General features: G+C 73.3%; 14 protein-coding genes. 5 read left to right on the forward strand and 9 right to left on the reverse strand.

The features are described 5' to 3' along the window. Positions 1-97: 97 nt before the first annotated feature. Positions 98-1,237, forward strand: coding sequence for an acyl-CoA dehydrogenase family protein (locus CHF15_RS32865; protein ID WP_089227550.1), 1,140 nt, complete (start codon positions 98-100; stop codon positions 1,235-1,237). Positions 1,238-1,314: 77 nt separating this feature from the next. Here CHF15_RS32865 and CHF15_RS32870 read toward each other — a convergent pair whose 3' ends face one another. The 3 genes from CHF15_RS32870 to CHF15_RS32880 all read right to left on the reverse strand — a co-directional run bounded on the left by CHF15_RS32870 (position 1,315) and on the right by CHF15_RS32880 (position 4,028). Then, complete coding sequence (locus CHF15_RS32870) at positions 1,315-1,647, reverse strand: rhodanese-like domain-containing protein (protein WP_089227551.1); 333 nt, start codon at positions 1,645-1,647, stop codon at positions 1,315-1,317. 49 nt (positions 1,648-1,696) lie between these two features. Beyond that, complete coding sequence (locus CHF15_RS32875; RefSeq protein WP_089227552.1) at positions 1,697-2,527, reverse strand: hypothetical protein; 831 nt, start codon at positions 2,525-2,527, stop codon at positions 1,697-1,699. An 82-nt stretch (positions 2,528-2,609) separates the two neighbouring features. Further along, on the reverse strand, positions 2,610-4,028 hold the full coding sequence (locus tag CHF15_RS32880) for a DUF2252 domain-containing protein (RefSeq protein ID WP_089227553.1): 1,419 nt from the start codon (positions 4,026-4,028) through the stop codon (positions 2,610-2,612). Between the two features lie 153 nt (positions 4,029-4,181). Between CHF15_RS32880 and CHF15_RS32885 the strand changes: the two genes are divergently transcribed. Further along, on the forward strand, positions 4,182-6,650 hold the full coding sequence (locus tag CHF15_RS32885; protein WP_245939160.1) for an ATP-binding SpoIIE family protein phosphatase: 2,469 nt from the start codon (positions 4,182-4,184) through the stop codon (positions 6,648-6,650). 55 nt (positions 6,651-6,705) lie between these two features. Beyond that, positions 6,706-7,143 (forward strand): MarR family winged helix-turn-helix transcriptional regulator, encoded by a 438-nt coding sequence (locus CHF15_RS32890; protein ID WP_089227555.1) that lies wholly within the window; start codon positions 6,706-6,708, stop codon positions 7,141-7,143. 27 nt (positions 7,144-7,170) lie between these two features. Here CHF15_RS32890 and CHF15_RS32895 read toward each other — a convergent pair whose 3' ends face one another. Next, complete coding sequence (locus CHF15_RS32895) at positions 7,171-7,560, reverse strand: winged helix-turn-helix transcriptional regulator (RefSeq protein WP_089227556.1); 390 nt, start codon at positions 7,558-7,560, stop codon at positions 7,171-7,173. A gap of 114 nt (positions 7,561-7,674) precedes the next feature. Between CHF15_RS32895 and CHF15_RS32900 the strand changes: the two genes are divergently transcribed. Then, positions 7,675-8,289 (forward strand): FMN-dependent NADH-azoreductase, encoded by a 615-nt coding sequence (locus CHF15_RS32900; protein WP_089227557.1) that lies wholly within the window; start codon positions 7,675-7,677, stop codon positions 8,287-8,289. Between the two features lie 97 nt (positions 8,290-8,386). Here the strand turns inward: CHF15_RS32900 and CHF15_RS32905 are convergent, their stop codons facing one another. Continuing rightward, positions 8,387-8,962, reverse strand: a complete 576-nt coding sequence (locus CHF15_RS32905) for a TerD family protein (protein WP_089227558.1) — start codon at positions 8,960-8,962, stop codon at positions 8,387-8,389. Between the two features lie 160 nt (positions 8,963-9,122). On the opposite strand from CHF15_RS32905, the gene CHF15_RS32910 reads away from it, so the two are divergent. Continuing rightward, complete coding sequence (locus CHF15_RS32910; RefSeq protein WP_089227559.1) at positions 9,123-9,644, forward strand: MarR family winged helix-turn-helix transcriptional regulator; 522 nt, start codon at positions 9,123-9,125, stop codon at positions 9,642-9,644. A 23-nt stretch (positions 9,645-9,667) separates the two neighbouring features. Here the strand turns inward: CHF15_RS32910 and CHF15_RS32915 are convergent, their stop codons facing one another. From CHF15_RS32915 to CHF15_RS32930, 4 genes are all read right to left on the reverse strand, one after another. Next, the gene (locus CHF15_RS32915) at positions 9,668-11,068 is read right to left on the reverse strand and encodes an FG-GAP-like repeat-containing protein (RefSeq protein WP_143681695.1); all 1,401 of its coding nucleotides are present in this window, start codon (positions 11,066-11,068) and stop codon (positions 9,668-9,670) included. A 120-nt stretch (positions 11,069-11,188) separates the two neighbouring features. Beyond that, positions 11,189-11,908 (reverse strand): hypothetical protein, encoded by a 720-nt coding sequence (locus tag CHF15_RS32920; RefSeq protein WP_089227561.1) that lies wholly within the window; start codon positions 11,906-11,908, stop codon positions 11,189-11,191. A gap of 16 nt (positions 11,909-11,924) precedes the next feature. Further along, positions 11,925-12,470, reverse strand: coding sequence for a SigE family RNA polymerase sigma factor (locus CHF15_RS32925; protein WP_089227562.1), 546 nt, complete (start codon positions 12,468-12,470; stop codon positions 11,925-11,927). Positions 12,471-12,560: 90 nt separating this feature from the next. Beyond that, on the reverse strand, positions 12,561-12,809 hold a 249-nt coding region (locus tag CHF15_RS32930; RefSeq protein ID WP_143681696.1), incomplete at its 5' end, for an ABC transporter permease.

Below are 12,809 nucleotides of genomic sequence, written 5' to 3' on the forward strand. Positions count from 1 at the left end.
GGGGAGCGCGGGACGCGGCGACGGGGCTGTGGACTTCCCCGCCCGGCCCCCCTAATCTGACACACCGTCAGAATCAATGCTTCCGGGAGGCCGGGCCATGGACTTCAGCTTCAGCGAGGAGCAGCTGGCGGCCGTCGAGGCAGCACGGGCGGTGTTCTCCGGGGTGGCCCCCGACGCCGTGCCGAGCCCCGCGCTGACCGCCGGGGCGGTCGCGGAGGACTTCGACCGCCCGCTGTGGCGCCGCCTGGCCTCGGCCGACCTCCTCGGCCTGGTGCTCGACGAGACGTACGGCGGGGCCGGCCTCGACCCGGTCGCGCTGTGCCTGGTGCTGCGCGAGGCCGGGGCCGTACTGGCCCGGGTGCCGCTGCTGGAGACCTGCGCCGCCGCGCTCGCCGTGCAGGCCGACGGCCCCGAGGAGCTGCGCGCCCGGCTGCTGCCCGCCGTGGGTAGCGGCGGCCTGGTACTGACCGTCGCCTCGGCGGGCCGCACCGGCCATGACGGCGCGGAGCTCGCCGTCACCGCGCGGCCCGCGGACGGAGACCCCCAGGGGAACGCGCACGCGAACGGAGACGGCACCCCCCACGACTGGCTGCTCGACGGCGTCCAGACCGCCGTCCCCTGGGCCCCGCACGCCGACCACGTCCTGGTCCCGGCCTCCGCCGCCGGGGGCCGCACCGTCATCGCCGTCGTCCCCCGCGAGGCGGTCACCGCGGCCGAGCAGATCTCGACCAGCGGGGAGCGCCACGCCGAGCTCCGGCTGGACGCCGTCCGCGTCCCGGCGGGCGACGTGATCACCGCCGACGGCGCCTGGGACCGGCTGCGCCGGCTGCTGACCACCGGCACCTGCGCCCTGGCGCTCGGGCTCGGCGGCGCCGTCCTGCGCATGACCGGCGCCTACACCTCCCGGCGCGAGCAGTTCGGGCACCCACTGGCCACCTTCCAGGCCGTGGCCGTGCAGTCCGCCGACCGCTACATCGACCTGCGGGCGATGGAGGTCACCTGCTGGCAGGCCGCCTGGCGGCTGGACCCCGCCGACGTCGCGGTCGCCAAGATCTGGGCCTCGGAGGGCGTACGGCGGGTGGTGCAGACCGCGCAGCACCTGCACGGCGGCTTCGGCGCCGACACCGACTACCCGCTGCACCGCTACCACGCCTGGGCCAAGCAGCTGGAGCTCTCCCTCGGCCCCGCCGCCGCCCACGAGGAGGAACTGGGCGACCTGCTGGCCGCCGAGGCCTGAGCGTCCGGCGGGAGGAACGGCAGCCCGGCGACCCCGCGCCCCGAAGGCCCCGAGAAACGGCGCTGCCGCCGGGGCCCTCAGATCACCTGCGCCGGGCCCGCGCCGTCCGTCACCAGCGGACGGCCCGCGGCCTCCCAGCCGAGCATCCCGCCGTCGACGTTCACCACGTCGAGACCCTGCGCGATCAGGTACTGGGCGACCTGCGCCGAGCGGCCGCCGACCCGGCACACGACGTGCACCCGGCGGTCCGCCGGGACCTCCCCGATACGGGCGACGACCTCGCCCATCGGGATGTGCACCGCGCCCTCGGCGTGCCCGGCGTCCCACTCGTCGTGCTCCCGTACGTCGAGCAGGTAGCCGTCGGCGGGGACCTGCGCGGCGTCCACCGCGGGCAGCTGGGCGTAGAACATGGAACGGACTCCTTCGGTCAGAGCGTGCAGGTCGAACGTACCCGACCGGCTACGCGGGCCCCTTCGAGGAGCGCACCAGCTCCGCCAGCCGGGCCTCGCGGTTGGCGACCTGGTTGAGGAGGTTCTCCGCGATCTCGTTGAGCAGCCCGTCCGGGTCGTCCGGCGACAGCTTCATCATCTGCGCGATCGCGCTGTTCTCCAGCTCGGCGGCGAGCAGGGCCAGCTGCTCCTTGCGCTGCGCCAGCCACTCCAGCCGCGCGTACAGCACCTCGGCCTCGCTCGGCTGCGCCTCCTCCGGGACCGGCCCGGCCTCCCACTCCTCCGCCAGCTCGCGCAGCCGCTGCTCGTCGGCGTAGGTGTACGCCTCGTTGACCCGGGAGATGAACTCGCTGCGCCGCTCGACCTCGGCCTCGTCCTGCGCCAGGTCCGGGTGGGCCTTGCGGACCAGCTCGCGGTAGAGCCGCTGTGCCTCCTTGCCCGGCCGCACGCGGCGCGGCGGGTTCGGGTCCTCCTGGGGCCGGACCCCGTCCGAGCCGAGCAGCCCGTCGAAGAGCTCCTCCACCCCGGGCATCGGCATCACGAGGGCCCGTGCCTCCCAGGCGCGGGCGATGTCGTCGCGGGAGCCGCTCTTCGCCGCGACCGCCTCGGCGATCAGCGCGTCGAGCTCGTCGAGCCGGGCGTACATCGGGCCGAGCTTCTGGTGGTGCAGCCGGGAGAAGTTCTCGACCTCCACCCTGAAGGTCTCCACCGCGATCTCGAACTCGATCAGGGCGCGCTCGGCGGCGCGGACCGCCTGGGCCAGGCGGTCCTGGGGCTCGGAAGAGGAGGCGGCGGCCGACTCGGTGCCGGGGGCCGACTCGGTGCCGGGGGAATTCGTCACCGGTCCAGCCTACGAGGAGAGGGGGGCGCCGGTCACAGGCTACGGCCTGGTAGCTGCCGCCGGCACTCCGGCGGCAGCCGCCTCACACACCCTGTTCCGCCGCGATCCGCCCGGCCCGCACCTCCGCCACCAGCTCGGCGTGGTCCGCCTCGGTCCGGTCGGCGTACGCGACCGCGAAGGCGGCCACCGCCTCGTCCAGTTGCTCGCCCTTGCCGCAGTAGCCCGCGATCAGCCGGGGGTCCGCGGAGTGCGCGTGCGCCCTGGCCAGCAGCGCGCCCGTCATCCGCGCGTAGTCGTCTATCAACCCGGACTCCAGCTCCGCGGGGTCGACGCTGCCCTTGCGGTTGCGGAACTGCCGTACCTGGTAGGGCCGTCCGTCCACCTCGGCCCAGCCCAGCAGGCTGTCGCTGACGACCTGCATGCGCTTCTGGCCGAGCACCACGCGCCGCCCCTCGTGCTCCACCGCCGGGGCGTCGAACCCGGCCTTCCCCAGGTAGGGCAGCAGCGCGGAGGGCCGGGCCTCCTTCACCTGCAGCACCAGCGGCTGCCCGAGGTGGTCCAGCAGCAGCACCACGTACGAGCGGGTGCCCACGCTGCCCGTCCCGACCACCCGGAACGCCACGTCGTGCACCGCGTAACGGGCCAGCAGCGGCCGCCGGTCCTCGCCGATCGTCGCCAGGTAGCCGGCCTCCGACAGGGCCGCGGCGACCGCCGCCGCCTCCCCGTCCGGCACCCGGCGCAGCACCGGGGGCGCGTCGACGAAGCGGCGGCCGCCGCCCTCGACCTCCTCCGTCGCGCGCGCCGCGAACTTGGCGCTGGTGTTGCGGCGCGCCTTGCCGGCCACCAAGCGCAGCGTGCCCGCCAGATCGCGGGCGTCGGCGTGCGCGACCAGTTCCTCGTCGGCGATGGCGTGCCAGGCGTCCAGCACCGGCATCTTCGCCAGCAGCCGCATGGTGCGCCGGTACGCGCCGACCGCGTCGAAGGCGGCGCCCCGGCAGGCGTCCTCGTCGGCTCCGGCCTCGCGTCCGGCCAGCACCAGGGAGGTGGCGAGCCGCTTGACGTCCCACTCCCAGGGGCCGTGGACGGTCTCGTCGAAGTCGTTGATGTCCATGACCAGCCGGCCCAGATGGTCCCCGTACAGGCCGAAGTTGCCGGCGTGCGCGTCACCGCAGATCTGGGCGCCGATGCCGGTGACCGGGGCGCCCGCGAGATCGGCGGCCATCAGCCCGGCCGAGCCGCGCAGGAAGGCGAAGGGGCTCGCCGTCATCCTCCCCACCCGCAGCGGGACGAGTTCCGGGATGCGCCCGAGGCCGGACTCCCGCACCGCCTCGACCGCGTTCGGCCGGTCGGGGCCCGGTGCGAACGCGGCGTGCGCCTCACGCGGTACGGACTCCCGCAGCGCCTTGCCCTCCTGCTTGGACGCACCGTTGTGCGGCCATCTCTGGAACCCCGCGATGTGCGGGAGCCTGTGCGCCACGTGCTCTCCCTCCCCATGGGCCATGCCCGGTTGGTCACTCCTGGGGGCAATCTAGCCATTTACCGGACCGCGTCCGATGTTTCATGCTTGCCTGGACGGTGCAAACCCGACCCTGATGCTCTTTCAGCCTTCCGCGCCGAACCGCAGCCGAACCTCAGGTGCCCGACGTTGGACGAGATGACCAGGCTTCCCACGACCACGACCCCGCTCGCAGCCACCGGCGTCTGCGCGCTCGTGCGCCTCGCCGTGCTCTGCGTCGGTCCCGACGGCGACGTCTCGTACTGGAACCGCGGTGCCGAGGAGCTCTTCGGCCACCGCTGGGAGGGCGTGTTCGGCCGCCCGGCGGCCGGCCTGCTGCCGCACACCGCGGGCCGGCACCCGGGCGAGCAGGACGCCCTGGAGGTGCTGGACGACCTCACCCGGTCCGCCTGGGCCGGCGCGCTGCCCACCACCGACCGCGACGGCGGCGTCAAGGACGTGGTGTGGTGGTCCTACCGGATCATGGAGCCGGCCGGCCGGAGCCTGCTGGTGATCGCCGCCAACGCCCGCCCGCTGCGCGACACCGGGCCGCGCCTCGCGCTCGGCGACCACCTGCTGCCCTACACCGCCGACGGCACCACCGCCCGCGGCGCCGTCCGCATCACCCCGCGCCTCGCTCCGGTCGCCGACCCCGCGCACGCCGAGCACCTGACCGGCCGGCTGGGCTCGGTGCTGCCCCGGGTCAGCGCGGGCCGGCTGGACCGGATCGTCCGCCAGATCGTGCCCCTGGGCTACCCGGCGGTGGAGGTCGACGGCACGGTGCTGCTCCCCGTGCTGCCCGAGGAGTACGGCACGACCGTGGCCCCGCACCCCGTGAACCCCGCCACCGGGCGCACCGCCCGCCCCACCCGGCCCGCCCCGCACCCGGAGCTGCTGCCTGGCCCGCGCGCCGACGTCCCGGCGCCGGCGCTGGTCCCCGTGGCCGCCCCCAGCCCCTCGCTCGCCCCGGGCCACGTGCTCGACGAGCAGCTGGCCCTGCTGCGGGAGACCGGGGCGAAGGTGGGCACGACCCTCGACCTGGAGACGACCGCCCGCGAACTGTGCGCCGTCACCGTGCCGCGCTTCGCGGACTTCGCCGCCGTCCTCGTCGTCGACCAGCTGTTCTCGGACACCGAGCCGCCGAAGGACGACCTGTCCGGGGACACGATCATCGCCCGCCGGGTCGCCGTGGCCCACACCGACACCACCCCCGGGCCCTGGGCGGCCGCCCTGCCGGAGGGCGAGCTGATCCCGCTGCCCGCCGACTCCACCCCGCGGCTGGGCGAGCCGCTGCTCGTACCGGTGATAGACCCCGCGCTCGCCCGGGACATCGCGCTCGACCTGGGTGTTCCCGGGCTCGGCCCGTTACTTCCCGAGCGGTCGATGGTCGTCGTACCGCTCACCGCGCGCGGCACCGTGCTGGGGCGGATGTGCTTCCTGCGCCACCCCGGGCGCCGCCCCTTCGACGCCAAGGACGCCGCGACCGCCGCCGAGGTCGCCGCCCGGGGCGCCGTGCACCTGGACAACGCCCGGCTGCACCGGCTGGAGTCGCGCGCCGCCGCGACCCTGCAGCGCAGCATGATGCCGACCCGCCCGCCCCGCATCCCCGGGGTGCGGATCGCCCACCACTACATGCCCGGTGACCGCCAGGCCCAGGTCGGCGGCGACTGGTTCGACGCCATCCAGCTGCCCGGCGGCCGCGTGGCGCTGATCGTCGGCGACGTCATGGGTCACGGTCTGCTGTCGGCGGCCGTGATGGGCCAGTTCCGCACCTCCGTGATCACGATGGCCGCGCTCGACCTGCCGCCCGCGCAGCTGCTGCGGCACCTGGACAACCTCGCCCACCGCCTCGGCGCCGAGCACCTCGCGACCTGCGTGTACGCGGTCTACGACCCGATCCACCGCTCCCTGACGCTGGCCAACGCGGGCCACATCCCTCCCGTACTGGCCCGGCACGACGGCCGCAGCGAACTGCTGCAGATCCCCAAGGGCGCCCCGATCGGCGTCGGCGGCGTGCCCTTCGAGACGGTCGAGATCCCCGTCCCGGACGGCAGTTGGCTGGTGCTGTGCACCGACGGCCTGGTCGAGGTGCGCGGCCAGGGGATAGACGCCGGCCTGGCGGCGCTGTGCTCCAACGTCATCGAGCCGCAGCAGACCCCCGAGGACGTCTGCGAGCAGATCCTCAGCCGTGTCCACTCCGACGACCGCCGCGACGACGTGGCGCTGCTGGTCGCCAACTTCCAGGGCATCCCGCCCGAGGACGTCGCCGAGTGGCGGCTGGCGATGGACCTCTCCGACGTCCGGCGGGCCCGCGCGCTCACCCGCGAGCAGTTGGCGCGGTGGGGGCTGCACGGGCTCAGCGACCTGACCGAGCTGCTGGTCAGCGAGCTGGTGACCAACGCGCTGCGGGTCGCCTCGCACGAGGTGTCGCTACGGCTGATGCGGGTCGGCAAGCTGCTGGTCGAGGTCAGCGACGACGACCACAACCTGCCGCAGCTGCGCCGCGCGGACGCCGACGACGAGGAGGGCCGGGGCCTGGCCCTGGTCAGCAACCTCTCCCGGCGCTGGGGCACCAGCCGCAAGGCGGTCGGCAAGGTCGTCTGGTTCGAGCTGGCGCTGCCCGGCTGACCGGGGGGCGAATCGGCGGAAACCGCTCCGATCCACCCAGATGTAACCTACAAGTATGCAGGCCGGGAAAGACGCCTCCGTGGAGACGATCCATCGCGAGATGACCGCGTTCGCCCGCCGCGCACGCGCCGCGGCGGCCCGTATGCACCCGAGGCTGTCCCTGGTCGCCTACACACTGCTGGCCCACATGAGCGAGCGCCGGGACTGTCGGGCCACGGACCTGGCGCAGGCGTTCCTGCTCGACAAGTCGACGGTCAGCCGCCAGATCGCCACCCTGGAGCGGCTGGGCCTCGTCGAGCGGCGCCCCGACCCCGCCGACCACCGCGTCCAGGTGCTGCTGCCGACCACGGCGGGCGCGGCCGTGCTCGCGGAGGCGACCCGCGCTGCGCGGCGCACCGTGTGCGGCCGGCTGGCGGACTGGGACGACACGGACCTGGCGCGGTTCGCCGCCTATCTGACCCGCTACAACGACGCCGCCAGGCAGCAGGGCTGACCGGGCGTCAGCCAGGCGCCACCGCCCTCAGCGGCAGGCCTCGGCGCCCTCGGTGCACTCGGCGGCACCGCCGGGAAGGTACTTCTCGGCCCACGACCCCAGCTCCCCCAGGGCCGGCCCGAGCGCCTCGCCCGCCTCGGTGAGCCGGTAGCTCACCCGCAGCGGGGGCCCGGGATCCACCTCGCGGACGACGATGCCCGCCTCGGCCAGCTCCGTGAGCCGATCGGAGAGCATCCGTTCGCTGATCCTGGGGATGGCCCGGCGCAGCTCGACGAAGTACGCCGGCCGCTGCGTGAGGACGGCCACGATCAGGCCGCTCCAGCGCTTGCCGAGGATTCCGAAGACGCGGGTGAGCCCGACGTCGACCTTCGCACACGGCTCCGCGTCGTGCGCGGTCGGCTCAGTCCCCTGTCCCATGGGCACAAGGGTACCCGGCGCGTCGTCCCGTGCTGCAGAAAAGTAAGGTCCTGTGATACCAATAGCTGCGTACGAATTTTTCACTCCGAACTTTACGGAAGTGGAGGCACCCCCATGCCCACGCTGCTGCACATCGACTCGTCCATCTGGCCCTCCGAGACCTCCGCGTCCCGGGACGTGGCGAACTCCTTCCGCAAGGAGTGGGAGGCCCAGCACCCGGGCGGCGTCGTGATCTACCGCGACCTGAACGCCGAGCCCGTGCCGCACCTGGACGCGACCCACTACGTGGCCGGCGCGGAGCACCCGCTGCGCGGCGAGCTGGCGGACGAACTCGAGCGGGCCGACGCCCTGCTGATCAGCGCGCCGATGTACAACTTCTCGATCCCCAGCACCCTCAAGGCCTGGCTCGACCAGGTGATCATCCTGGGCCGGACCGCGGGCGAGCAGCCCACCGCCGCTGACACCCCTGTCGTGGTGGTGGCCAGCCGCGGGGGCGGCTACGGCCCCGGCACCCCCCGCGAGGACTACGAGTTCGTGACCAGCTACCTGGAGAAGGTCCTGCAGGGCTGCCTCGGCATCACGGACGTCGAGTTCATCGTCCCCGAGCTGACCCTGGCCCGCGCGGTCCCGGCGATGTCCGGCCTCATCGAGGCTTCCGACCTCTCCCGCACCAAGGCCCACGAGCAGGCCGCCGCCAAGGCCAAGGAGCTCGCGGCGCGCGTCGCCTGACCCCCGGCGCGGCCGCCCGGAAACGCGCGGGGGCCGCGTGGCGCATGCCACGCGGCCCCCGCGTCGTATCTGCCCGTACGCCGGGCGTACGGCTACCTCACAGGTTGACGCCGAAGTCCTGCGCGATGCCGCGCAGGCCCGAGGCGTAACCCTGGCCGACGGCGCGGAACTTCCACTCGGCGCCGTTGCGGTACAGCTCGCCGAAGACCATCGCCGTCTCCGTCGAGGCGTCCTCGGACAGGTCGTAGCGGGCGAGCTCGTTGTTGTCGGCCTGGTTCACCACGCGGATGAAGGCGTTGCGCACCTGGCCGAACGACTGCTGGCGGGTCTCGGCGTCGTAGATCGACACCGGGAAGACGATCTTCTCGACCTCGGCCGGCACGGTGACCAGGTTCACCTTCACCTGCTCGTCGTCGCCCTCGCCCTCGCCGGTGAGGTTGTCGCCGGTGTGCTCGACCGAGCCCTCCGGGCTCTTCAGGTTGTTGAAGAACACGAAGTGCTTGTCGGAGACGACCTTGCTCTCGGCGTTGACCAGGAGTGCGCTCGCGTCGAGGTCGAAGTCGGTACCGGTGGTCGTACGGACGTCCCAGCCCAGACCGACGGTGACCGCGGTCAGTCCCGGGGCCTCCTTCGTCAGCGAGACATTGCCGCCCTTGGAAAGGCTGACACCCATGGGATCTCCCTGCTCATTCCGGCGCGGGCCGCGCCCCTTGACGATTCCTTTGCCCAATGGCTCAACGGATCCCCGGGGGCGCGGGTTCCCGGCGCCGCACCCGTTCACCTGAGTGCCGTACACACCCGTACGACGGCCGCGGGAGCGGTAGAAAGGACGCATGGCCACCGGCTCCCGCGCTTCGTCCGACTCCCCCTCCGGCGCCGACGACCCCGGGAGCACCGCCGAGGAGATGGTCAGCGCCCTGCTGACCGCGTCCCGGCTCCTCGTCGCGGTCTCGGCCCGCTCTCTCGCCGCGGTGGAGGAGGCGCTGACCCTGCCCCAACTGCGCATGCTGGTCGTCCTGGAGAGCCACGGGGCGCTGAACCTCTCGCAGCTCGCCGGGGAACTGGGCGTCCAGCCCTCCACGGCGCTGCGCATGCTGGACCGCCTCGTGGCGGTCGACATGGTCGCGCGCGGCGCCTCCCCCACCGACCGGCGCACGACGGTCATCTCGCTGACGGCGACCGGGCGGCGCACCGTGAACGACGTCACGGAGCGCCGCCGGGCCGAGATCGCCCGCATCGTCGACGCCATGCCCCCGGGACAGCGCCGCCACCTCGTCCAGGCCCTCCAGGCTTTCGCCGAGGCCGGCGGCGAGCCCCCCGTCGGCGAGCAGGACGCCGGTCACGTCGGCTGGTGAACCGCGCCGCCGGAACAGGCCGGTCAGTTCGGCAGGAAGCCGCCGACCTGCGGGAGGTCCCCGGCCACCCCGAGCTTCGCGGCGGTCAGCTCCACACTGCCCTTGCCGGTGAGCCTGGTGGACGTGCCGGGCAGGACCCAGACCGCGCCGTTGGACCTGTCCTCCCCCCTGGCGCCGACGATCAGCTCGGGGTGACCGTCCCTGTTGAGGTCGCCGAGCGCCAGAGTGGTACCGAAGCCCTCCCCGGGCTGCGACGTGCTCGGCACCGAAGGAGTCTCCTGGGACAGCGCGTACGAACCGGAGCCGAGCGCGCCCGTCCTCTTGCCCGGGATCACCACGACCACCCCGGCACGGGCCTTGTTGTTCTGCTTCTGACCCGGCGCGCCGATCACGAGGTCACCGACGCCGTCCTTGTTGAGGTCGGCGACGGCCACGGAGGTCCCGAACTCGTTGTCCTTCGCCGAGGCGCCCGCGACGCCGGGCGTGTTCTGGCTCATCCGCACCGGTGCGGACGCGAGCCCGTTCCTGCCGCCGTACCAGAGGGCGATCTCACCGCCCAGGTGACCGCTGGTGCCCGCCATGGGCTCGTCCGGATCCCCCACGACGAGGTCGTTGTAGCCGTCGCCGTTGACGTCCCCGACGGCGGTGGTCGTGCCGTCCCCGGGCAGCGGACGTCGGCCGATCCCCGGGTTGACGTAGACCAGGCCGCCGGTCTGGCCGCCGATCCGGAGGGACGTCACGATGCTGTCGGCGTACCCGTCGTGCTGCAGGTCGGCGAGCTCGACGCCCGCGACCGAGGGGGACATGTCGTTGAGCGACTTCACGCCGACCGAGCCGTCCCGCTTGAAGGTGCCGCCGAACTCCACCGAGCCGCCGTAACCACCGACCAGCACCCGTGCTCCGCGGCTCTCGCGCAGCGCGGACACGTCCATTCCGAACCTGCCCTCGGCGGCCCGGGGCACCGGCAGGGTGCTCGCCGCGGCCAGCCCCTTCTTGCCGCCCCAAAGGACGGTGACGGTGCCCGCGTTCTTCGTGGTGCCCAGGTCCTCCCAGGGCGCGCCGACGAGCAGGTCGCTGTAGCCGTCCTTGTCCAGGTCCGCGTAGGCGGTCGAGGCACCGAACAGGTCCTCGGTCTCCGCGCTGTCCGGGACACCGGCGGTGTTCTGCGTGATCACGGCCTTGCGCGTGGTGGACACCCCGCTCTTGGAGCCGTAGAGGACGACGACCGCACCCGCGCCGTCTTTGCTCCCGACCTTGGCCGTGGGAGCCGGGACGACCAGGTCCCGGTAGCCGTCCCCGTTGAAGTCCGCGGGCGCCGTCAAGGGCTTCGCCATGGCGTCGGCGGGCATGAGCACCGCCCCGGCGACCGCGGCGGCCGCCACGGCAACCGCCGTCGCGACGCGCCCCCTTCGAATCTTCCCCACCCTGATTCCCCTCCTGTGTGCACAGTGAGACGTCAGGGACGGTAGGGGCGGAAGATGAACTCTCCGCGAACGTGCCGCCCTGGACCCGCAACACCGGACGCGGCCCCGGCGGCCGGGCGGTCACCCCTGGTCCGCCGAGACTCGCAGCAGCGTCAGGACCTTCGCCACTGTCACGAGCGTCAGCTGCGACGGTTCCTTCAGGCAGACGTCGATCTTCATGTCCGGGCCCCCTGCCGAGCCGGGCGCCCGGCCGTGTGCCCAGCCCGTCATCTGGCGGTCGCCGCCGACGGCACGGCAGTTCCCGTCGGCGGAGACGGGGACCCCTCGAGCCAACGACCCGGCGTCGTCGGTACTGTTCGCGTCCCCGCTCAGGAACGTGATCAGCACACCCTTCTGGTTCAGCCCGGTGAGAGGCGGGCACGCGGTCAGCACGGCATCGGTGACGCTGGGACACGTGCCGTCTCCCGGTACGTGGAGCGTCTGGGACGACACGAAACCGGCCGCAGCCCCGTGGTCGTCCCTGACGGACAGAGTGTGCCAGGTCGTCGGCAGATACACGGTCACCCCGTCCAGGGGGTCCTCCAGGCGCACCTGCGCGAACCCCGGATCCCCCGTGGGAGCGGCGGCCGGTACGGCACGGTGTTCCTCCGGGCCGAAGGCCGCCGGCGAGAGGACGGTCGCGACGACGGCGCATCCCACGGCGAGCACCGAGGCGGCCGCGGCCGCCCGCCTGCGCCGCTTGCGCTGCTGAATCCGCCGCCTGACCTGCGCCATCCGGTCGGAGGGCAGGGCCAGCTGGGGCAGGATGCGTTCCAGGAGGACCGGGAGATCCCGTTCCATCTCCCGCGGCTCCCTCTCAGGCTCGCTGTGCATGCCGCTCACCGCTTTCCACCGGTCCGGGAGCGGACGCCAGCCGAGCGCGCAGCGTGGCCAGCGCCTTCAACGTATGACTCCTGACCGTGCCGGGCCGGCAGCCCAGCACTCGTGCGGTCTCCTCCACACTCAGATCCTCGAAATAGCGCAAGACGACCACGGCCCGCTGCCGAGGCGGCAGCAGCCGTACGACGTCCGACAAGGACTGCTCCAGGTCCACGGAGACGAAGTCGTCGACGGCCCGCGCACCGGGGCCCGCGAGCGTCGCCAGACGGTCGTGTGCGTGGGGTACCTCGCCGCGCCAGCGCCGCTGCCACCACGACAGATGCGTGTTGACCAGGGCCTTGCGAACGTACGCCTCCGGATTCCCGTCGGCGATGGACCCCCATTTCGGCCAGACCTTCGCCAGTACCGTCTGCAACAGGTCCTCCGCCAGGTGCGCGTCGCCCGTGAGCAGCCAGGCGACTTTGAGCAGCCGCTGCCCGCGCGCGGACACGAACTCCTCGAAATCCGCCTCCGCGCCGTTCACTGTGTCGTCCCCGCCATCGCGTTCTCGTTCCGCTTGCCATCGCCGCTTCCGTCTTCGTCAACAGGGCGCTCTGCCCGACTTCCGCGGGCCTTACGAGGGCGCACGGAGGGCGTCGACGGGTTCCATGCGGGCGGCGCGCAGCGACGGGTAGAGGCCGGCGAGCAGGCCCACGAGGGCGCCGGCCACCGGGGCTCCGAGGGCCAGGCCCAGGTCCAGCACCGGTGTCCAGTCCTTCACGGCCGCCACGCAGACGACGGCCACCACGCCGAGCGCCGCGCCGACGACGCCGCCGAGGAGCCCGATGGTGGTGGACTCCGCCAGGAACTGCCCGGCCACCTG

The organism is Actinacidiphila glaucinigra (assembly GCF_900188405.1).
Lineage (GTDB): Bacteria > Actinomycetota > Actinomycetes > Streptomycetales > Streptomycetaceae > Actinacidiphila > Actinacidiphila glaucinigra.